This is a genomic window from Oryzibacillus soli, from assembly GCF_051594765.1.
Classification (GTDB): domain Bacteria; phylum Bacillota; class Bacilli; order Paenibacillales; family NBRC-103111; genus Paenibacillus_AR.
The window spans coordinates 62,056-81,989 of the sequence record NZ_JBPPGJ010000003.1 but is presented as its reverse complement, the minus strand read 5'-3'; the positions used below and the strand labels follow the sequence as shown (position 1 = coordinate 81,989).

Genomic DNA, 19,934 nt, shown 5'->3' with positions numbered 1-19,934 from the left:
CGGGCATCCGCCTTTTCGCTACCCTTCGACAAAACCCTTCATTGTGGGAAAACCCAACCCATGTTACATTCAGAGTACAGGCAGTACGTATAGAGAAGATCACAGCCGGGAGAGGCTTGGAGGGAGTAGTGAACGATGAAGAAATGGGGATACCGGATTGCCGCAGGAGCCATGGCGGCGGCCCTTCTTCAAGGAACGGCATGGGGAACGGCGGTTCAAGCGTCGCCGTCTGAGGGAGATCCGGGCGTGACGATGAGCATCGGTCCCGTGAAGACCATGATCAGTGCGGAGTCCAACGATACGAACGGACAAGGGGCCGGCTCGGGGAATATTACCCAGGCGATCCAGGCCACCTCGCCCTCGGTCGTAGCCATCATCGGCAAGCACAAGACGGCGGGGAGCAGTGCGGGCCGCTTCGATCTGGCCCACGGCACAGGTGTGATCGTGCGCTCCGACGGCTACATCGTAACCAATGCGCACGTCGTGCAGGAGATGGACCCCATCGTGGTCGTCACCGCCGACGGCAAACAATACGCAGGCAAGACCACCCACATGGACGAGGAGAGCGATCTGGCGCTGGTTCGCATCGAGGCCACGGGCCTGAAGCCGGCGGTATTCGCCGCCCCCACGGCGGCTCAGGTGGGAGATACGGTGATCGCCATCGGCACACCGATTTCTTTTTCGCTCCGGAATTCGGTGACGGTGGGCGTCATTAGCGGTCTGGACCGCTCCGTTAATTCCACGTACCGGCTGCTTCAGACGGATGCGGCCATTAACCCCGGCAACAGCGGCGGCGCTCTCGTGAACCTGAAGGGGGAAGTCGTCGGGATCAATACGCTGAAGTTCTCCGACTACGGCGTGGACAACCTGGGCTTCGCCATTCCGTCGGATACGGTTCAGTACGTGCTGAAGCATTTCCTGCAATACGGCAAGGTGAAGCGTCCGTACGCCGGTCTGGAGCTGGAGGAGAGCTGGGCCGCCGTCGTCGGAATCCCCAGTGACGAGCCGCCGACCGTCAGCTACGTGGAGCCGGGCTCCCCGGCAGACAAAGCCGGCATCAAGAGCGGCGACAAGCTGTTGTCCGTCGGAGGCAAGCCTGTGCGGAACCTGGTGGAGTTCAACGAGCTGCTGAAGGGATACCTGCCTGGGGAATCCGCCAACTTCGCGCTGGTATCGGGGACCTCCGACGTAAGCCGGAGCGTGACGTTCGGCGAGCTGCAGCAGGAGGACGGCATATCCGGCGCTGCAGCGGGGAAAGAAGGGGACTTCGACTCCGACGCGGGCAAGACCCATATCGGCGACAGCCGGTACGGCTGGTCCATGAAGTATCCCTCCGGCGCGGATACGTACTACCAGTCGAAGAAGGGCAACTCCATCACCCTGGGCGATGCCAAGGGGGAGTACTCCCTCCATGTGTCGGTCGAGGAGAAGTCGTACGAATATTCCAAGAGCGCTCTCCTGAAGTCTCTCTCCTCCCAAGCGGAGGGGGGCACCATTCTGGACCGCAAGTATGTCGACGGCAAAAACGGCTCCTATGCCCGGGTCATCAGCAAGGACGACTACGGCTATTACGAGCTGCGGGCATATGATCATGGGGATTACATCTACTACGTGGGCGCCGCCATCTACTCGGAGCAGGTCTACAAGAACAGCATGAAGCGCAAGGGCTACACGGAGCTCCTGGACAGCTTCACCTTCGCCTTCGACAAGAGCGACAAGACCTTGAAGGATATTGCCGTGGAGGATTCGGGCTATCAGCGCTACGTGCATCCGGAATACGGCTACTCCTTCTCCGTACCTGCGGAGTGGGAGGAGGATTACAGCGTCACCGGGCGTTATGAGAACAGCGGCAGCACCCGGCATGCGGAGGTGTATATGGCCTCGATGGCGGAGGGAGATACGCTATCCGCATGGGCGGACCGCACCGCCAGCCGGATCGCCGGCCAATATGCCGCCGGCTATGTCGAAGCCGGGGAGACGGAGAACGCCAAGGTGGCGGGACTGGCCGCCAAGGAGTGGACCTTCAGCTACACCCTGGGGGACAAGTGGACGACGGTGAAGTATTTCTTCGTGGAGAAGGACGGGTACAAGTACCGCCTCGAGATCGGCTATCCGAAGGAGACGCCGGCCAAGGAGGCGGAGGAGCTGGTGTCCAAGGTGAAGGCCTCCTTCGAGCTGTCCGGCAGCCGCAACGCCTCCATCGGCTACATGGAGGACGAGGAGGACCTGATCGACTACGCCAACAAGGTGGAGTACCGCAGCAAGGACTTCGGCTATGCGCTGGAGGTGCCGGAGTATTGGGAGCGGTCGGGCCGTACCGGATCGGCGGGGGATGACGACGAGGGAGAGAGAGTGACCTTTGCGTTCACGGGAGGCAGCTTCTCCATCTCGGCGGATAAGTCCCAGTCCTACGCCGAGCTTCTCGAGGAAATGGAGAAGAGCCAGAAGGAGAGCAAGGAGAACGATGCCGACTACAAGCTGGAGATCACAGACATCGAGATCCTGGGCCTTCCGGCCAAGCAGTTCGATGTGCATTACTCGATCCACAAGGTTCCTTACGAGGATAAGAGCATCCTGTTCGCGAAGAACGGGGTCACGTATGAGGTTCGCCTGCGCCTGAAGGATGCCGTCCGGACCGAAACGAACCTGAAGGACCTGAAGGGGGCGCTGGAGTCCCTGCGGTTTAAGGGCGAGTAAGCGGGCACACTAGAAAGATGACGCGGCAAAAGGTGGGAAAGAACGTGGGCTTCTATGAAACGCTAAGCCGGTATTATGACGAGCTGTTCCCCGCATCGGCCCCCCAGGTCCGGTTCGTGGCCGGACGGGTTCCGGCGGGTGGCGCCATCCTCGACGTAGCGGCGGGAACGGGCAATCTGGCCTTGGAGCTGGCGAAGCTCGGATACCGGGTGACGGCCATCGATGTGGATCCGGCTATGACCGAACGGATGGAGGTCAAAGCGGCGGAGGCCGGAGGCGAGGGCTTCCGGCCGCTGCAGATGGATATGCGGGGCCTGAACACCCTGCCGGCCCAAGCTTATGATGCGGTGCTGTGCGTAGGCAACTCCTTGGTGCATCTGGACAATCTCATCGAGATCGCCGATGCGGTGATCCGGATGTACGACCGGCTGAAGCCGGGAGGCACCCTGGTCCTCCAGGTCGTCAATTACGACCGGATCCTCCGGGACCACGTGAAGGAGCTGCCCTTGATCGAGCGCCAAGCGGGAGAGGACCGGGTGGTCTTCCGGCGCACCTACGAGATGGGGGAGGACGGCATCCTGTTCCTGGGCCACCTGACGGTGGAGGGACGGGAGGCTCGGGAGACCTACGAGAGCGAGGTCCGGCTCCTGCCGCTGCAGAGTGAAGAGCTGCTGCAGATTATGGACCAGTTCGGACTGCCGGTTCCCGAGCTGTACGGCAGCTTCCAGGGCGAGCCGTACGCTCCGGATTCGCCGGCCATCGTGGCCGTGCTGCGCAAGCCGGAGGACTGAACGGCTGGATAGGAACGGCAGGATAGGAACGGCAGGATAGGAACGGCAACGGGAAGAGAGGCTGCGGCCTCTCTTTTTTTGTTTGGTGTTGTGTTGGGCGGAGGGGGCGTCTCCAGGGTGGAGGCTGGGTTAGCTAACGGTTGCCAGAAGGGTTATTCGCCTGATGATCCGCGATTTTGCATGGTAACGGTTGTCAGGAACGTTATTTCTTCGTCTACAGCAACGGGGAAGCGATATTTTGACGAATAAGCGCTATAGCAACCGTTAGAAAATGAAGTTGCCCTCTGGCGAGCGAATAAGCTCCGTGGCAACCGTTAGACGTCGCTGATCACGCTGCGCCTCCCCCCAAGCGAAGGGGGGTTGGAATTCGGCTGGTAAATTCGGTAAGATAGGAGAAGTGTTTCTTGAAGGAGGAAAGATGCGCATGACCCCGGTCTCATTCATACTCATTGTGATTAACACCCTGATACTCGTGAGCGGGCAGTTCCTGTGGAAGTTCGGCATGCAAAAAAGCCCCGGCGGCTTCGGCACCGTCGGCGGGGTGTTCCAGCTGTTCCTGTCGCCCTACGTGCTCTCCGGACTGGCGATGTACGGGGTGGCCACTGTGCTGTGGCTCTACATTCTGTCCCGGGTACCGCTCAGCATGGCTTACCCGATCCAGAGCCTAGCCTATATCCTTGCCGTCATCGGCGCTTACTATATCTTCGGCGAGCCGCTGAATGCCGCCAAGATCATCGGCTGCGTGCTGATCCTGGCCGGCGTCTCCTTGATTGGGTGGAAGGGGTAGAGGCGGCGTGAACGAATTGGATACTCATACACAGCGAGGCCCCCGAGCCTCCTGGACCACCCATCGATACCGGAAGACGGTCCTGATCCTCCTGGCCGCAACTTTCCTGCTCAAGTGCCTGCTGATCGGCTTCTTCGGCACGCGGTACGATTACGGCTCCGATGACCGGGGTTATTTGGAATCGGCCCGGATTCTGGCGGAGGAGGGACGCTTCACCTACAACGACCCGAACCGCCCGACCGTCTTCATCACCCCGGCGCTGCCGGGAACCCTGGCGCTTCTCTACAAGATCACCGGCGGAGGTGTCGCCCTGGAGCAGACCTTCCGGGTGCTACAGGCCGCTATGGTCGGCGCCGCTCTGTATCTGCTATACCGGATCGGCTCCCGGATCTTCGGGGAACGGACGGCCATTTGGGCCGTAACCCTAAGCTCCTTCTATCCGCCGCTCTGGCTCATGTCCCTGTTCATCTTCACCGAGTCACTGTTCCTCCTGTTCCTGCTGCTGCTGGTCTATGCGGCGCTTCGGGCCATGGAGGAGCCCAGCTCCCACTGGGCGCTCCTCTTCGGCCTGTTGTGGGCGGCCGCCGTCTATGTCCGTCCCACCATCGCGCTGTGGCCGGGACTGGTCTTTTTCTATTACCTCTACGGGGCGAAGATCCCGTGGAGGAAGCTCGTCAACTGCGGGCTGATCACCTCGGCCGTGTTCGTCCTCTGCCTTGCCCCCTGGTGGGCGCGGAACTATGAGGTGTCCGGCGGACACTTCATCCCGCTGACCAAGGCGGGGGGCAATCCGCTCCTGCTGGGAACCTACCCGTGGACCGTTCCGGCGCTGTTCCTGGAGGAGCAGCGGACCTGGCACACGACGGACGATCTGTGGATCAACGACGAGCAGGACACCGCCATGGCCAAGGAACGCATCCGGAAGGGCTTCTCGGAAAAACCGTTCCTGTACCTGTCCTGGTACACGGTCGGCAAGTTCGCCCTCTTCTGGGGCGACGTCTTCTACTGGATGGCCCTGCCGGGGATCCCGCTGGCGGTGCCCATTCTGTACCATTACGCCTTGCTGATTCCGGGCTTCATGGGCATGTGGCGCATGCGGCGCCACAAAGAGGCCGGGCTGCTGCTCCTCTTGTTCGGCTACATGTCCCTGCTTCACATGGTGTATCTGGCCCATTCCCGGTATTCGGTGCCGCTGATGCCCTTGGTCGCGCTCTTCGCGGCCCATACTTTAATCCAACGAAGGAAGAAAGGGGACCTCCCCCATGTCTGACGAAACCCAAGCGTGGGACGCCCTCCCGTCCGGCGGCAAGCTGAAGCCGGTGGAGTGGGCGCTGCGCCGCACTTATTTGCCGGCTCTCTTCATCCTGACGGCCGGCGTCATCTATGCCATCACCCGGGTCCAGAGCTGGAGCTGGATCTGCGTCCTGCTTCTGGCCGCCGCTCTCATCGGTGTCCGGCGGGATGCGAAGCAGATCAGCTGGGTGAATTTTATGCCGGCGGGACTGTTGACGCTGCTGGCCTTTTACCTGATCTACAATTATGCGAATCCCTTCTGGCACCGGGTGGTGGGCTGGCAGACCGAGTCGGTGCGCCATATATTCCATTGGAATGAAGCCTTCGACCGGATTCCGCTGAACGACGCGGCCTTCCTGCGCCATTGGCAGCCCCATTGGCTCACCCGTTACATGCAGTGGGTGTATGCGTACGGCTTTACGCTCTCGTACTGGATCTGCGTCATCCGGGCTTTCTTCACCAAGGATGTGGCACGCATGGGCCGCTATTCGCTGGCAGGCTATCTGCTGCAGGTGCCTCTCATTCTGCCGTTCTACAACACCATTCTGCTGCAGGAGGTATGGTACGTGCAGGGAACGCCGGATCTGCTGGAGCGGGTCATGACACCGGAGCAAACCTTCCAGACCGTGCTCAATTGCTTCCCGAGCATGCACACCTCCATCGCGTTCGCCGGTCTCCTCTTGTCCCTCCGGGAGAAGAGCCGCTGGTATAAGACGATTCTCTCGATCTACTGCATCTCCATCATCCTGTCGACCATGTACCTGAAGATCCACTGGGTCATCGACGTCTTCGGAGGCATGCTCTTCGCTTGGCTCTGCGTCAAGCTGGCCGATTGGATCGTAGGCTCCCGGGCGTTCACCGCATTCACCGTGAAGTTCGAGGGGCTGGGCGCCAAGCTGCAGCAGCGTCTCGGTACCGGCAAGGGAGGGCAACAAGCATCATGAAGCCCAAAAGCTACGGCATCGAATGGATCGCCGCTGCTGCGGCCGCCGTCATCCTGGCGGTGCTTCTGCTGACAGGCCCCGTGGTGGGGATGGCCGACAACGGCGATTTCCAACGGATCATGGGGACCGTAGGTCTGGGGTATACCGATCCTTCGATGACCTACGAGGACAAGTTCTTCGGATACTTCATCCGGGAGTTCAAGCTGACGGAGATGGGGCTGGGCGGCTATGTCACCAGCTCGCTGGTGCCGGTGCTTGCAGCCAAGGGGCTCAGCTGGGCACTGCTGCGAGACGGCCTGTTCGATATGCGGATGCTGGCCTTCCTCTACATCGCCCTGTTCGTGGCGGCAGCCTGGATGGTGCTCCGTTATAACCGGATCAGTCACCCGGCCGTACGCGCCCTTCTGGCGGTTCTCTTCGTGCTCATGTTCGCGGACGTCGGCTATTCGGCCTATTACAATTCCTTGTTCAGCGAGCCGGTATCCTTAATATTCCTCCTCCTGACGCTGGGCTTCGCCCTGCGAATGCTTGCCCAGGAGGAGCCGTCCAGCGGAGCGCTGACGGGCTTCTTCATCTCCGCCCTGTTCCTGATTGCAGCCAAGGTGCAGAACGCTCCGGTGGGCATTCTTCTGGCGCTGCTCATCTGGCGCTTCGCTAGTCTGCGGATGAATCCGGGCTGGCGGAAGAGGATCTACATGTTAACGGGCGTGCTGGTGCTGGCGTCGGCAGCCATCTATTTTTCATTGCCCCGCGAAATCAAGATCATCAACGAATACCAGACCGTCTTCTACGGGGTGCTGAAGGGCTCGGACACGCCGGAGCAGGACCTGCGGGAGCTGGGGCTGCCGGAGAAGCTGGCGGTGAATGCCGGGACCAACTACTTCGAGAAGGCGCCCATCGACCAGAAGGATCCCGTGTTCGCCAACGAATACCATCCCCGGTTCAGCCATGCCAAGGTGGGGCTCTTCTACTTGAAGCATCCGGTCCGCTTCTACCACAAGCTGGAGACGGCGGCGGAGAACGGCTTCAGCATCCGGCCTTATTACCTGGGCAATTACGAGAAAGCGGAGGGACGCCCGCGCGGCGCTCTGTCCGATACGTTCAGCTATTGGAGCGAGTTCAAGCATGAGGTGCTGCCGAACCGGCTGTGGTTCATCGCCCTGGTGTTCGCCGGTTACTTCGGGGTTCTGATCCGGAGCTACTGGAGGGCCGGAAGCGCCAAGGAGCGGATCTATCTGGAGCTGTTCGCCTTCGTCGGGCTCATCGGACTCCTCCAATTCGTGACGCCGGTCATCGGAGACGGGGAAGCGGATCTGGGCAAGCATCTGTTCGGCTTCAACATCTCCTTCGACCTGATGCTGCTCTCGTCCGTGGTTTGGCTGGCGGACCGCGGGCTGAAGCTGACAAGACGATTCCGGTTCCGGTAGGTACAATGAAAAGCGGCCCATGGCCGCTTTTTCGTTATGCTTAGCGACGCCTAGGGGGGAGCCCTAATCGCCGATTTCAATAATGTTGCCCTCGGGGTCTGCAATGAAGAAATTTCGCTGGCCCCACGGCTTGGTGGACAATTCTTCAAGGATTCGGACATCCAGCGCTTTCAGCCGTTCATATTCCAGATCCACCTGAGCGGTGGCGAAACGCATATACATCTCCATGGTCAGGTTGATGCCGCTCGGCGGAACATAGGCTTCGCCGATGGACTCGGCAAAATGCTTGCGGTCGAACATAAACAGCTGATCCGTCTCCTTCTTGAACGTCGCGAAGAGGCCGCCGTCCCAATCGGTTTCAAAGTTCAGAACGTCGCGGTAGAAGGTGACCATCCTCTCCATATTTCCTACGAATAGGCCCACGTCAATCATACTTCTCATCCTCCTTATGATGCTGCTAACGGATGCCTTCCTGGGTGCCGAAATCCTCTGAAATCAGTATATACCCCTTTATGTCATAGAGGGGGATTAGAGTTTCAGCACTCTTCGACATTGGGAAAGGAAACATATTCCATAATTCTTCTTATTTCTTCTGCATTCGACAGTTTTCACGTCTCCCAAAACAAAGTAGAATAGAGTTGGATAGAAACGGCTCGTCTACTATCGATTAGGGAGACTCGACATCATGAACCCATTGGCCAAATGCTTGCGCTTGATCCTCTCGTCCGCACTGCTGCTCTCGTTACTGGCCGGTACCGGCGGTCCTGCCGCCGCTATGGCCAAAGGTTTCCCGGATACGTCGGCCCATTGGGGGAAGACGGCCATTGATTGGGCGTTGGAAAAAGGGATCGTCACCGGCTACGACGACGGCTCGTTCCGCCCGGAGAACCGGGTGACGGAGCCCGAGTTCCTGGCCATGCTGATCCGGGCGTTCCCGGAGGCGGGCTCTGCGGCGGCACCGAAGCCCGGGGAAGAATGGTACGCTGCGTATTACAATGTGGCCGGCCAGCGGGGCTGGAGCATGCTCCGGGATGTAGACGGCTCGCGCTTTGACCGGGGCCAGGTAGCCCGGTTGATTGCCAGCACGCAAGGCAGGCAGCTGGGGGTTCCGGATGCCGTGCAGTATCTCTTGGACCGCAAGCTGTCCGAGGGCAAGACCTCCGCTACGGTGGACGGCTTCGGCGTCTCCGATCCGCTGACGCGGGCCGAGGCGGTGCAGTTCCTGCGCAATGTGCGGGAGCGGGGCTTGACCCTGCCGGCTTCGGTCGTCAAGACGGCGGAGTCGACGAAGGACTCGAAGGTGATGGCGGTCCGCGGCGTATCCCTGGGGGATTCGGAGGAGTCGGTGGTGGCCAAGCTGGGCCAGCCGGCGCGCAAGGATGCGAGCAAGTATGGCTTCGAATGGTTTGTATATAATCGGGAACCGGCGAATTACGCCCAGGTGGGGATTCAGAACGGGAAGGTGGTCGGCCTCTATACCATCGGCTCGGATTGGCAGCTTCCGAACGGGATCAAGCCTTCGGCCTCGCAGGCCGAATTGACGGTTGCTCTCGGGAAGCCGCTGGAGGCCATCGTCAAGGGGGATGTCTCCTACCGACAGCGGACTGACGGCCATGCCGGCGTATTCAAGATCGGGGATGCCTATGCCAAGCTCTATTATGATCTGCATGAGTTCGGGCGGATCAGCGGCATCGAGATCATTCAGTCGGATGTGGAGCAAGCGCTTCATTCCTTCCATGGCGCACTGAGTGAACGGCTGCGGCAGAGCTACGAGAAGGAGATCTTCGATCTGGCCAATGCCGTGCGCGCCCAGAAGGGCTTGTCCCTCTATGACTGGAGCGAGCCGGTGGCGGCGGTGTCCCGCCTGCACAGCCAGGACATGGCGGACAAGGGCTACTTCGAGCACCGGAACCTGGAGGGGCAGATGCCCTGGGACCGGGCGGAGGCCAAGGGGCTTCGCTTCAGCACCTATGCGGAGAATATCGCCGCCGGACAGACGGATGCCATGGAGGCCCACCACTGCTGGATGAACTCCGAGGGCCACCGCAAGAGCATCCTGGGCATGTCGCAGGAGCTGGGCGTGGGCGTCTACTTCGGCGGGGACATGAAGGCCTATTATACGCAAAATTTCTACTCGCCCTATTAATCTCGCGATACATAATGAAGACAGCCCCCGGGGATCCAGGTCCTCCGGGGGCTGTCTTCATGTTGTTCCACTAAGCCTGCCCTTCCAGGAAGGCCAGGAGCCGTGCAGGGTAATTCGTGATGATGGCGTCAACGCCGGCAGCGGTGAGGGCGGCCCACTCCTGCTCCGAATTAGCCGTCCAGGGGCGGACCTTCAGACCTGCTTCATGAGCCGCATCCGTGAGCTCCCGGTTGATGCTGTAGAGATAGGGGTGAAGGGCCCTTGCGCCTACCGTAGAGGCATAGTCCCAAGGCCGGTACAGCCCGGCTTCGTACAGGATGCCCGACTCGATCTCGGGAGCGAGTCGCACCAGCTTCGCCACACTGTAATGGTTGAAGGAGCTGAAGACCACCCGCTGCTCCAATCCGTATTCCCGAACGAGCCGGACAGCGGCCTCCTCCATGCCGTCGTAGAGGCGGATGCCGTTCTTTAGCTCAATGTTCAGTTCAAGCGATGTGGGGACGAGCAGCTCCAGCACCTGGGAGAGCAGCGGTACGGGCTCTCCCTTATAAGCGGGGAAGCGGAAGGAGGCATCCGCCCGCCGGATCTCGTCATAGGTCAAGTCGCCGACCCAGCCCTTCCGGTCGGTGGTGCGGTCCAGCGTTTCGTCATGGATCACCGCGAGAAGTCCGTCTGCCGTCATCTGGACGTCAAGCTCGATGCCCTCGGCGCCCTGCTCCAGGGCCAGCCGGAAGGCGGCCATCGTATTCTCCGGCGCATCGCCGGAGGCGCCGCGGTGGGCGTAAACCAATGGTTTCATATCGGGAATCCCCTTCCTGTAGGTTCGCTTCCCATCCAGTATAGGCCAAGCCGGTTATGCCGGTGTTAACCGGACTTGAAGCGGATGTTAAGATGCCGGCCTTCGGGCGGGCTCCCTTCCTGCTTTAGGCCAGCGGAATGTCCCAATCCGCCTGGGGGATCCAGGCCTTCTCGCTGAATTCGCGGCCCTTGATCACGACGGCACCCTCATAGACTTGGATGGACAGCCCCTGGGCTTTGTTTCCCGTTCCCCCCCGGGTCCGTCCGACGGAGGCGTTGATGAACCAATGGAAGGTCTCCTTGGTGTAATGGCTGCCGCCGGACAGGTCCTGGTGCGTATGCCCGGAGAAGACGAACACGTTGGGGTAGGGGGCCAGAATCGCACGGAATTCCTTAGCGCGGATCAGGCGGTGGGTGGCGCCGTCCGTCCCTGCCGGAGGGAGGGGCTGGTGGATGAACACCAGGGCGGGGCGGCCGTCCGCATGGGGCTCCATCGTCTTCTTGAGCCACGCCAGCTGCTCATCGGTGTACCAGGCGCCTTCGCCTACGTCGGCCTTCTCCTGCACATAGAGGTCCTGCGATACCAGGATGAGATGCACGCCGTTCACCCAAGCGTCGCCGTAGTGCTTATCCGTGCGGAAGAACTCGCGGAACCGCTTGCGGGCTTGCTCGTCGGTCTTGCCGTTGGGTACCGTCTCGGTGGACCAGCCGCCGTCTTTGTTCAGATAGATGTCATAGTAGTCATGATTGCCCATGTTGCCATAGAGCGGGGGGAGCTTATACTCGTTCAGAATGCGGCGCAGAAGGGCGTAATCGCTGGCCCGGCCGTAATCCGTCAGGTCGCCGCCGAACACGATGGCCTCCGGCTTGCCTTGACCGGCTTCCAGGGCCGTCACGTCATCGAGCGCCATCCGGAGCTTCTTCGACATCGTATCCTCGCTGACGGAGATATGCATGTCGCTGAAGAGGAAGGTGGAGAGGAGCAGCTTGCCCTTCTCCTTCACGGGCTTCGGCGTCGGAGAGGGTTCGGGAGTAGGAGTGGGGCTTGCGGCCGTTGCGGCCGGGGCCGAGGCTTGCCCGGATTCGCCTGCTTCCATCAGCTTCTGCAGCCAGACCCACAGGCCTCCGAACAGCAGAACGATTCCTCCCAGCAGCCATTTAACAAATCCTCGTCTGGACATGAGTCTTCTTACCCCTTTCGGTCCGGCAGCCGGATCGGAAGTCTGGCACTCGGAATGAGTTGTGATATCAGTCATTATACATGGAATTTCACCGCCAAAAAAGCGGACCGGGCCTATTTCTCCCTCCCCCGATCGGAATAATAAAAAAAGGCCTTCCACCCGCGGAACATCCGGTTCCTGGGGATGGAAGGACCTGGTTACAGACCGTTGGATTGTCTTTCGCGGAGCCGGTAGAGCTCCTCTTCGATCCGCTGCTGGCGGACCGGGTCAAGCGGGGGATACGCCCCTCCGGAGTAGCCGTTCAAGGCGGGGGTCACCGCCATAACCCGGCGCACATCGGCTTCGGCCTCCAGCTGCAGAATCTTCTCCTCCATGCGGTGGAAGCCGGAAGCCGCGGAGCCTGTCTCGATCCGGTTCAGGTAGAAAATATCCGCCGTCCGCTTCTTCGCCTTGGCCAGCTCGGCCCGGTGCTGCAGCTCGTTCTTCTTGCTGCGCATCCGGTAGAACTCATCCTTCATCTCCTGGAGCTGGCGCAGGAGCTCATCGGCCTGTGCCTTCGATTGGGTATGGAAGGCAACCAGATCGCGGGAGCGCTCGTCGGCGGCCACCTTCTCCTCCAGGAAACGGCGAGCCTCCTCCTCCCGTCCGCCACGCAGCGCCTCCTCGGCCCGGCGCTCGCAGATGGCGCTGCGGGACAATGCGTCCGCCACGCGTTCCTTCAGCATCCGCTCGTTGGCGATCTGCTTGGCCGTGACGACCTCGGCCTTGGCGATTTCCTCCTGCATGTCGCGGAGGTACTGGTTCAGCATGGCCAGCGGATCCTCGATCTTATCGAGAAGGTTGTTGGTGCTGGCTTTGGTCATGTCTTTCATTCTGCGGAATACACCCATGGGATTCCTCTCCTTTTTGGTTCGATTAGGTTGGGATTAGAGTTGGTCTTCGTAACGGGCCAGCTTGGCACGCAGCTCGCGGATCTCCCGGACCATGGCTTGCTCCTCCAGGTCCTGCATCAGGGAATCCATGCGGGCGGGCTGATGGTAGCCGGGATAGGCAGCGGCACCGCCGAATGCATAAGCCTCCTGGGCGGGGACGTACCAGCAGTCTCCGGTGTAGCTGCGATGCAGGGGCTCCTTCGGCACAAGCATGGAAGCCACGATGTAGATGAAGAAGAGGGTGCCGCCGGTCAACAGAGTGCCGGCGATCAGTCCGAAGCGGATCCACCCGGTTCCGATGCCGGAGGTGCGGGCGAGACCGGCGCAGAGGCCGAAGAGGCGGACGTCTGTGCGGGAGCGTTCGAGTCTCATGGGTTATACCTCCGTTTCCATATGGTTATTGTTCTTCAGAAGGGTGATGCCGTAGTAGATGAAGCCGGCGGCAATCACGATGGCGATCAGTCCGGACAGCTTGCACAGCAGGGCGAAGGTGCCGATGCCGAGCAGGGCCCAGCCCAGGAATGTGCGTCCTCTCTTGATGCCGTAGTAGCCGAGGTACGCGAGAGCCAGAGGGAAGAGATAGCCGGCCAGGCCGTGGAGCACAACCCCCATTTTGCTTAACAGAATCAAGGCGCCGCAGCCGATGAGCAGAAGGGCGAAGCCGCTTTTACCGGTTACTTTCATTATCGATCATCCTTTCGTTGGGTTCGTTTCTCGTCTTGCTTCATGTCTCTATCTTAAGGTCTGGAGGGTCCGGCCGGAACGGACCACCGTCGGTTTTTGGAACTGGACCTAAGGCGGGGAGCCGCCGGACCTTGGGACCGTGATACGGCAGGCTTCGGGCGGAGCCGCCCCCGGATATATAGAAAAGCCGCACCTTCATGGGTGCGGCTTGAGTCTTCATCAGGGGTTTAGGGTAGAGGGGCTTGGGGCTGAACCAGCATCCGGTAGAGACGGTCCTGGTCCAGGTCGGTGGGGACCCCGCGGGCATCCCAATGCTGGCGGCATCCGCTGTAATCCAGGATGACGCATTGGGCCGGGATGCCGAGGGCTTCGGCGCGCCAGCCGCCGGCGAGCAGGTTCAAGGCGCAGGCGACCCCCACGATGCCGATCCCCTCACGGAGCAGGCGGGCCACCGCCTCACGGGAGAAGGCATCGCTCTCGTGGGGGGCGATGAGCACCTCGAAGCCGGAGCGGTCCCCCGCCTTGGCGATCTGGCCGATCCGGCAGTCCGGCGAGCACCGGAGGCAGCTTAGGGGCTCTCCCCGCCGGTCGGCGGCGCAGCCGTGGGGACCGGGCTGCTTCAGGCAGGCGGGGAGCAGGGCGGCCCGCTTCCCGGTACGGCGGTAGGCGTCCCGGTAAGCCCGGTTCAGGAGCTCGGCGCCGACCAGGTTCAGGTGGTACTCGACGCGGCGCCGGTCGAGAAGCACCGCATCCTCCCGGCGGCGGAAGCGGGCCCGGTTCCGGAAGCGGAAGGCGTCGACCCTGCGGGTGTAGCGACCCAGGGCGGCCTCTGCCGCGCCCTCGAACCAGGCGGCCTCCGCCAGCGCCGCCCGGACGACGCCACGGGCCTGCGGCTCGGGCAGCTCCGCCAGCCAGCTGTGCCACCACCGGAAGCGGGCCGCCTCCTGGCGGAACTCGCCTGTGGCCTCCAGCCACCGCAGCAGGCGGTCCAGCTCCGCGGCGGTGCCCGGCGAGGCGTCGGCCGCGGCTGGCGCTGGCGGGCTGGGGCTCGTTCCGCGCCGGCCCGCGAGCCAACGGCTGCCCAGCGCTCCGCGGAGCCGGTCGGCCGCAGGCTTCAGCCGCGGGGACACGGCCCGCAGGTCCGCCAGTCCGCGGAGCAGCCGCCCCTGCCAGGGCCGAAGGGTTCTGGCGGCGGGGGCGTATACCCGCCACAGAACCCCCAGGGCCAGCAGCTCGAAGGCGGCTGCAGCGACGGCCTCGGCGGCGGTGCTGCTGCTGCGGCCCGGCCCCGTCTGCGGCTGCCCTGCCAGCGCGGCTGTGCAGTAGGCTTCGGCGTAGGGCCGCAGGGTGTTCTCCAGACGGCCGAGCACCTCATCGGCCAGCCGCTCCGCCGCCAGGTAGAAGCCGCGGGAATCAGGCTCGCCGTCACGCAGGGAATAGGTCGGTCCCTCCATGGAGCATCACTCCGTTCAATGTTCGGTATATTCACTATATGACGAAGTACGGCGAAATCTCCCGGTCGGCTCACCGAATCCCCAGATGTCACCAATCGGCCACAGAACGGGCGAGGCTAAAGGCCCCCAGCGGCCCTCCTGGTCAAGCTCCGCCCAAACAAAAACTCCCCGCGCTGACGAATCAGCCTCGGGGAGCTTCACTGGGAAGTCGGATCTTAGAATGCCGGAACGACGGCGCCTTGGTACTTGTCGTTGATGAATTTCTTCACGTCTTCGGTCTGCAGCGCCTTGACCAGCTTTTTCATGGCTTCGGAGTCCTTGTTGTCCGCGCGGGAGACCAGGATGTTCACGTACGGGGAGTTCTTATCCTCGATGAAGAGGGCGTCCTTGGTCGGAACCAGCTTGGCTTCCAGCGCATAGTTGGTGTTGATGGTGGCGATGTCTACTTCGGCCAATACGCGGGGCAGCATGGCGGCCTCCAGCTCCTTGACCTTCAGGTTCTTCTTGTTCTCCACGATATCCTTCACGGTGCCGCTGATGCCAGCGCCGTCCTTCAGCTTGATCAGGCCGGCCTTCTCCAGAAGGACCAGGGCGCGTCCGCCGTTGCTCGGATCGTTCGGGATGGCGACGGTGGCGCCGTCCTTCAGCTCATCCAGCTTCTTGATCTTGCTGGAGTAGACACCGAAGGGCTCGATGTGGATGCCGGCTACCTTCACCAGGCCGAAGTTCTTGTCCTTGTTCTGTTGGTCCAGGTACGGCACGTGCTGGAAGAAGTTCGCGTCCAGCTGCTTCTCGGACACCTGTACGTTCGGCAGGACATAGTCGGTGAAGACCTTGATCTCCAGCTTCACGCCTTCCTTGGCCAGCTTATCCTTGACGAATTCCAGGATTTCGGCGTGGGGAACGGCGGTGGCGCCGACCTTCAGCGTCACTTCCTTGGCGGGTGCGGCGGAAGCGGCTGTGCTCGCGGCAGCGGTCGGAGCAGCGGCTCCGCTGGTTTTGTTGTCGGTGCTGTTCTTCTCGCCGCAGGCGGCAAGAACGAGAGTCAGGGTGAAGATCAGGGCAAGCAGGGTGAGCAGATTCTTTTTCATGTACGGTTCCTCCTCAAGATAATAGTTGTATGAGATCCCCGCGAAGGGTCGGATATGGCTCCGAGGCTCTATTTTTCCTTCGCGAAGGGGGATTACTTGCGGCTGAAGCGCAGAACCAGTCGGTCTCCGAAGGTCTGCAGCAGCTGTACCAGAATGACCAGAATAATGACCGTGACCCACATAACGTCGGGCATGAAGCGCTGGTAGCCGTACCGGATGGCCAGATCTCCCAGGCCCCCGCCTCCGATGACGCCGGACATGGCGGTGTACGAAACCAGGGTGACGGTGGTGATGGTGATGCCGGCGATGAGCCCCGGCACGGATTCCGGCAGCAGCACCTTGCGGATGATCTGCCCGTTGGAGGCGCCCATGGCCCGGGCGGCCTCGATGACGCCCTTGTCGATCTCGCGCAGCGTGGTTTCCACCAGCCGGGCGAAGAAGGGGGCGGCGGCGATGACCAGAGGCGGGATGGAGCCCTTAACCTCGATGGTGGTGCCGACCAGCACCTTGGTGAACGGCATGACGAGAATCATCAGGATGACGAAGGGCACGGAGCGCACCACGTTGACGACGAAGGACAGCAGCAGGTAGAGCGTCCGGTTCTGCAAAATCTGTCCCTTGGACGTCATAAACAGCACGATCCCCAAGGGAAGGCCGATCACGACCGTGAACAGGGCCGACAGGCCCAGCATGGTCAGGGTGGCCCTAGTAGCCTCCCAGATTTCGGAGGGGTCGACATTTTGGAACCAATCCATGCTAGAGCACCTCCACATCGAATCCGCGCGTACGCAGAAGGGTAATGGTGTCGGACACCTGGGAATCGGAGCCGCCGAACTCCACCACCAGCTGGCCGTACGGCGTATCCTTCATGCGGGAGATGGTCCCCTGAAGAATGGAGATCGGGGTCCCTGTCTCCCGGGCGGCCTCGAACAGCACCGGCTCATAGGTGGTCTCGCCCAGGTAGGTGATGCGCACGATGCTCCGGCTGCCCGCCGCTTTCTCGTGGGCCAGGGCTTCCTTCAGCTCGAAGCGGTCGGCCACCTGCTCCACGAAATCCTTGGTGGTCGGATGCTGGGGCTTCAGGAACACCTCCGTCACCGGACCTTCCTCCACGATGGTCCCGCCGTCGATGACCGCCACCCGGTCGCAGATGGAGCGGATCACGTGCATCTCATGGGTGATCAGCACGATGGTGAGACCCAGCTTCTTGTTGATGTCGAGCAGGAGCGCCAGGATGGAATTGGTCGTCTGCGGATCCAGCGCCGAGGTGGCTTCGTCGCAGAGCAGCACCTTGGGCTCGTTGGCCAAGGCCCGGGCAATGCCCACCCGCTGCTTCTGGCCGCCGGAGAGCTGGGACGGATACTTATCCGCGTGCTCCTCCAAGCCGACCAGCGCGAGCAGCGACCGGACCCGGTCCCGGATATCGGCCTTGGGCAGCCCGGCCAGCTCCAGAGGGAAGGCCACGTTCTTGGCCACCGTCGCGGACGAGAGCAGATTGAAGTGCTGGAAGATCATGCCGATCTTCCGCCGCTCCTCCTGCAGCCTCTTGTCCGGCAGCGCGGAGAGCTCGACGCCGTCGACGAACACCCGGCCTTCAGTCGGGCGCTCCAGCAGGTTGATGCAGCGGATCAGAGTGCTCTTGCCGGCGCCGGAATGGCCGATGACGCCGAAGATTTCCCCTTGCTTGACGTCCAGATCGACGCGGCGCAGTGCGGGAACGGTCAGCTTGCCGACGGTATAGGATTTCTCGATGTGTTCCAGCCGGATCAACGGATCCACCTCCTTGGACATAAAAAGCCCCTTTTCGCAGAGCAAAAAGGGGCAGTCGTCAGCATGGGCTGAAGCGGTCGTATCCCTTCTCATCTGCCGGAACCGGGCACGGTTCCGAAGGAATTGGCACCAAGACGCCGATCCGAGCGGACGCCGCTTGCACGCGTCGATTGCTCCGGATGACCGGTTGCCGGGCTTCATAGGGCCTTTACCCTCCGCCTCTCTTGATAAGAAGTATTCCAATGGGATTGGAATAACAGTATGAAGTTATGGAGCACCGTTCGCGGATTCCAAGAACGCCCATCCGAATTAACGGGTACTGGGTGTAATTATAATCAACCAGCGGGGTGCTGTAAAGCATTTATTTTCAGGAATTTTCAGGAATTGACCATCCGAACTTTGGAGATATTGTGATAAAGTTACGAAATTGTTCACTCGAGTTTCATGTCGAATTCTGAGAGAATGGAGAAGTATGTTTAACGTTAACTATGAAGAGGTCTAGGAGGAAAGCAAGCTAATGAGCAATCCGCAGCAAGTGAAGATTACGAATGCCGATCCGTCCGCCATCGGTCTGTTCGGCTTGGCCATGGTCACCCTGGTGGCCTCCAGCCAGAAGCTGGAGTGGACCACCGGCTTGTCCTATGTCATACCTTGGGCGATCTTCCTGGGCGCCTTCGCCCAATTGTTCGCCTGCATCGAGGATTCCAAGCGGGGCAATCACTTCGGCACCACCGCCTTCGGCGCGTACGCCTTCTTCTGGTTCGGCGTAGCCGCCTCCTGGATGATCAAGATGGGCGTATTCGGCGAGGCATTGGCCAAGAACGTGGATACCCATCAGTTGGGCTTCGCCTTCGTCGGCTACCTGATCTTCACCCTGTTCATGACCATCGGTGCCATGGAAGCGAACAAAGTGCTCTTCATCATCTTCGTGCTGATCGACTTCCTGTTCATCGGCCTCTCCCTGAGCACCTTCGGCATCGCCGAAGACTTCACCCACAAGCTGGCCGCCGTATCCGAGCTGTTCATCGCGATCGTATCCTTCTACGGCTCCGGCGCCAACGTCCTGAACAACCACTTCGGCCGGGTCTTCCTGCCGGTGGGCAAGCCGTTCGGCATCTTCAAGAAATAAGCTTCGCCTCCATCGGAACCCCGGGAGCGGCCTTGAGCCGCCCCGGGGTTTTTTGGTGCGGGGACGATGATTGACCGGTCCTCCCGGTCGGGCGGGGGACCAAACGAAACAAAGCCTCCGGGATCCGGAGGCTTCGCTTCGTTATGGTCAACTGACGGCGGCGGGAGAACCCTTGGCGTCGTGCTTTTTCTCATACATGCGGTGGTCGGCAATGCGGATCAGATCCTCCAGCTTGGAGGCATCGGACGGAAAGACAGCGGTTCCAACGGAGACGGAAAGCGGGAAATTCATCTCTTTGGACAGCAGAGCCAGCTCGTGCTCCAGCCTGTCCATCATCACTTGGGTGACGGAGTGGTCGGCATAGTCCGCAATGACCAGGAACTCGTCCCCTCCCCAGCGCACGACGTAATCGTCACGTCGGATATTGGTGATGAGCAGACGCGATACGCCCTGAAGCACCAGGTCGCCGACGGCATGTCCGCACTGGTCGTTGATCTTCTTGAAATCGTCGCAGTCGATCAGCGTGATGCTGATCGAGGCCTGGCGCCGGGTTGCCTTCGCCAGCAGGGAAGGCATCGTGCGGGTGACGAACCTCCGGTTGTAGGCTTGGGTCAAGTCATCCTTCAGGGAGGTCAAGAGAACCCGGTCGAACCAGTAGCCCAGCCCGAAGCCCAGAATTCCGTTAAGCATAAGGTACAACGACGTCCGCTCCATATGCGTCCATAGGGAAGGACACAGCCCGATCCACCCGGAGGAGGCAGCCAGCATGACGCCGGATCCAATCCATCTGCCCATGTTCTTCAATGTCTT

The 19,934-nt window shown here is 61.1% G+C and carries 19 protein-coding genes and 1 riboswitch; of the genes, 8 read left to right on the top strand and 11 right to left on the bottom strand.

The genetic code is table 11. The annotated features are described in order from the left end of the window. Nucleotides 1–135: 135 nt before the first annotated feature. The 6 genes from ACSEXW_RS04560 to wsfD all read left to right on the top strand — a co-directional run bounded on the left by ACSEXW_RS04560 (nucleotide 136) and on the right by wsfD (nucleotide 7,939). Nucleotides 136–2,697, top strand: a complete 2,562-nt coding sequence (locus ACSEXW_RS04560; protein ID WP_438444921.1) for a S1C family serine protease — start codon at nucleotides 136–138, stop codon at nucleotides 2,695–2,697. A gap of 44 nt (nucleotides 2,698–2,741) precedes the next feature. After that, nucleotides 2,742–3,488, top strand: coding sequence for a class I SAM-dependent methyltransferase (locus ACSEXW_RS04555; protein WP_438444920.1), 747 nt, complete (start codon nucleotides 2,742–2,744; stop codon nucleotides 3,486–3,488). Between the two features lie 424 nt (nucleotides 3,489–3,912). Continuing rightward, complete coding sequence (locus ACSEXW_RS04550; RefSeq protein WP_438444919.1) at nucleotides 3,913–4,275, top strand: EamA family transporter; 363 nt, start codon at nucleotides 3,913–3,915, stop codon at nucleotides 4,273–4,275. Between the two features lie 7 nt (nucleotides 4,276–4,282). Further along, complete coding sequence (locus ACSEXW_RS04545; protein ID WP_438444918.1) at nucleotides 4,283–5,545, top strand: ArnT family glycosyltransferase; 1,263 nt, start codon at nucleotides 4,283–4,285, stop codon at nucleotides 5,543–5,545. Continuing rightward, on the top strand, nucleotides 5,538–6,512 hold the full coding sequence (locus ACSEXW_RS04540; protein ID WP_438444917.1) for a phosphatase PAP2 family protein: 975 nt from the start codon (nucleotides 5,538–5,540) through the stop codon (nucleotides 6,510–6,512). The genes ACSEXW_RS04545 and ACSEXW_RS04540 overlap by 8 nt, the downstream gene beginning before the upstream one ends. Next, nucleotides 6,509–7,939, top strand: a complete 1,431-nt coding sequence (wsfD, locus tag ACSEXW_RS04535; RefSeq protein WP_438444916.1) for a glycan biosynthesis hexose transferase WsfD — start codon at nucleotides 6,509–6,511, stop codon at nucleotides 7,937–7,939. The genes ACSEXW_RS04540 and wsfD overlap by 4 nt, the downstream gene beginning before the upstream one ends. A gap of 63 nt (nucleotides 7,940–8,002) precedes the next feature. Here wsfD and ACSEXW_RS04530 read toward each other — a convergent pair whose 3' ends face one another. Continuing rightward, nucleotides 8,003–8,371, bottom strand: a complete 369-nt coding sequence (locus tag ACSEXW_RS04530; RefSeq protein ID WP_438444915.1) for a VOC family protein — start codon at nucleotides 8,369–8,371, stop codon at nucleotides 8,003–8,005. A 253-nt stretch (nucleotides 8,372–8,624) separates the two neighbouring features. Between ACSEXW_RS04530 and ACSEXW_RS04525 the strand changes: the two genes are divergently transcribed. Next, nucleotides 8,625–10,085, top strand: a complete 1,461-nt coding sequence (locus ACSEXW_RS04525; protein ID WP_438444914.1) for a CAP-associated domain-containing protein — start codon at nucleotides 8,625–8,627, stop codon at nucleotides 10,083–10,085. A gap of 70 nt (nucleotides 10,086–10,155) precedes the next feature. On the opposite strand, the gene ACSEXW_RS04520 is transcribed toward ACSEXW_RS04525, so the two are convergent. From ACSEXW_RS04520 to ACSEXW_RS04480, 9 genes are all read right to left on the bottom strand, one after another. Further along, nucleotides 10,156–10,884: a glycerophosphodiester phosphodiesterase gene (locus ACSEXW_RS04520; protein WP_438444913.1), complete on the bottom strand. Its 729-nt coding sequence runs from the start codon at nucleotides 10,882–10,884 to the stop codon at nucleotides 10,156–10,158. Between the two features lie 124 nt (nucleotides 10,885–11,008). Beyond that, entirely contained in the window at nucleotides 11,009–12,064 is a 1,056-nt protein-coding gene (locus ACSEXW_RS04515; protein ID WP_438444912.1) for a metallophosphoesterase family protein, read from the bottom strand. Nucleotides 12,065–12,261: 197 nt separating this feature from the next. Further along, nucleotides 12,262–12,954: a PspA/IM30 family protein gene (locus tag ACSEXW_RS04510; protein ID WP_438444911.1), complete on the bottom strand. Its 693-nt coding sequence runs from the start codon at nucleotides 12,952–12,954 to the stop codon at nucleotides 12,262–12,264. A gap of 36 nt (nucleotides 12,955–12,990) precedes the next feature. After that, nucleotides 12,991–13,368, bottom strand: a complete 378-nt coding sequence (locus ACSEXW_RS04505; RefSeq protein ID WP_438444910.1) for a PspC domain-containing protein — start codon at nucleotides 13,366–13,368, stop codon at nucleotides 12,991–12,993. Between the two features lie 3 nt (nucleotides 13,369–13,371). Then, entirely contained in the window at nucleotides 13,372–13,680 is a 309-nt protein-coding gene (locus ACSEXW_RS04500) for a LiaF transmembrane domain-containing protein (protein ID WP_438444909.1), read from the bottom strand. Between the two features lie 227 nt (nucleotides 13,681–13,907). Continuing rightward, nucleotides 13,908–14,426 (bottom strand): DUF116 domain-containing protein, encoded by a 519-nt coding sequence (locus ACSEXW_RS04495; protein WP_438444908.1) that lies wholly within the window; start codon nucleotides 14,424–14,426, stop codon nucleotides 13,908–13,910. Between the two features lie 923 nt (nucleotides 14,427–15,349). Further along, a complete protein-coding gene (locus ACSEXW_RS04490; protein ID WP_438444907.1) occupies nucleotides 15,350–16,225 on the bottom strand; it encodes a MetQ/NlpA family ABC transporter substrate-binding protein in 876 nt (291 codons plus the stop codon). A gap of 92 nt (nucleotides 16,226–16,317) precedes the next feature. Beyond that, nucleotides 16,318–16,980, bottom strand: a complete 663-nt coding sequence (locus ACSEXW_RS04485) for a methionine ABC transporter permease (RefSeq protein ID WP_438444906.1) — start codon at nucleotides 16,978–16,980, stop codon at nucleotides 16,318–16,320. 1 nt (nucleotide 16,981) lies between these two features. Then, nucleotides 16,982–17,995: a methionine ABC transporter ATP-binding protein gene (locus ACSEXW_RS04480; protein WP_438444905.1), complete on the bottom strand. Its 1,014-nt coding sequence runs from the start codon at nucleotides 17,993–17,995 to the stop codon at nucleotides 16,982–16,984. A gap of 86 nt (nucleotides 17,996–18,081) precedes the next feature. Continuing rightward, a riboswitch (SAM riboswitch) is annotated at nucleotides 18,082–18,229 on the bottom strand. Between the two features lie 283 nt (nucleotides 18,230–18,512). Between ACSEXW_RS04480 and ACSEXW_RS04475 the strand changes: the two genes are divergently transcribed. Further along, the gene (locus tag ACSEXW_RS04475; protein ID WP_438444904.1) at nucleotides 18,513–19,124 is read left to right on the top strand and encodes an acetate uptake transporter; all 612 of its coding nucleotides are present in this window, start codon (nucleotides 18,513–18,515) and stop codon (nucleotides 19,122–19,124) included. 147 nt (nucleotides 19,125–19,271) lie between these two features. Here the strand turns inward: ACSEXW_RS04475 and ACSEXW_RS04470 are convergent, their stop codons facing one another. Then, a complete protein-coding gene (locus ACSEXW_RS04470) occupies nucleotides 19,272–19,919 on the bottom strand; it encodes a GGDEF domain-containing protein (RefSeq protein ID WP_438444903.1) in 648 nt (215 codons plus the stop codon). Nucleotides 19,920–19,934: the final 15 nt, after the last annotated feature.

Coding starts and splice junctions, on each gene's coding strand:
- ACSEXW_RS04560 (WP_438444921.1), top strand. CDS start 136: ATGAAGAAATGGGGATACCGGATTGCCGCAGGAGCCATGGCGGCGGCC.
- ACSEXW_RS04550 (WP_438444919.1), top strand. CDS start 3,913: ATGACCCCGGTCTCATTCATACTCATTGTGATTAACACCCTGATACTC.
- ACSEXW_RS04540 (WP_438444917.1), top strand. CDS start 5,538: ATGTCTGACGAAACCCAAGCGTGGGACGCCCTCCCGTCCGGCGGCAAG.
- wsfD (WP_438444916.1), top strand. CDS start 6,509: ATGAAGCCCAAAAGCTACGGCATCGAATGGATCGCCGCTGCTGCGGCC.
- ACSEXW_RS04530 (WP_438444915.1), bottom strand. CDS start 8,371: ATGATTGACGTGGGCCTATTCGTAGGAAATATGGAGAGGATGGTCACC.
- ACSEXW_RS04525 (WP_438444914.1), top strand. CDS start 8,625: ATGAACCCATTGGCCAAATGCTTGCGCTTGATCCTCTCGTCCGCACTG.
- ACSEXW_RS04520 (WP_438444913.1), bottom strand. CDS start 10,884: ATGAAACCATTGGTTTACGCCCACCGCGGCGCCTCCGGCGATGCGCCG.
- ACSEXW_RS04515 (WP_438444912.1), bottom strand. CDS start 12,064: ATGTCCAGACGAGGATTTGTTAAATGGCTGCTGGGAGGAATCGTTCTG.
- ACSEXW_RS04510 (WP_438444911.1), bottom strand. CDS start 12,954: ATGGGTGTATTCCGCAGAATGAAAGACATGACCAAAGCCAGCACCAAC.
- ACSEXW_RS04505 (WP_438444910.1), bottom strand. CDS start 13,368: ATGAGACTCGAACGCTCCCGCACAGACGTCCGCCTCTTCGGCCTCTGC.
- ACSEXW_RS04500 (WP_438444909.1), bottom strand. CDS start 13,680: ATGAAAGTAACCGGTAAAAGCGGCTTCGCCCTTCTGCTCATCGGCTGC.
- ACSEXW_RS04490 (WP_438444907.1), bottom strand. CDS start 16,225: ATGAAAAAGAATCTGCTCACCCTGCTTGCCCTGATCTTCACCCTGACT.
- ACSEXW_RS04485 (WP_438444906.1), bottom strand. CDS start 16,980: ATGGATTGGTTCCAAAATGTCGACCCCTCCGAAATCTGGGAGGCTACT.
- ACSEXW_RS04475 (WP_438444904.1), top strand. CDS start 18,513: ATGAGCAATCCGCAGCAAGTGAAGATTACGAATGCCGATCCGTCCGCC.
- ACSEXW_RS04470 (WP_438444903.1), bottom strand. CDS start 19,919: ATGGGCAGATGGATTGGATCCGGCGTCATGCTGGCTGCCTCCTCCGGG.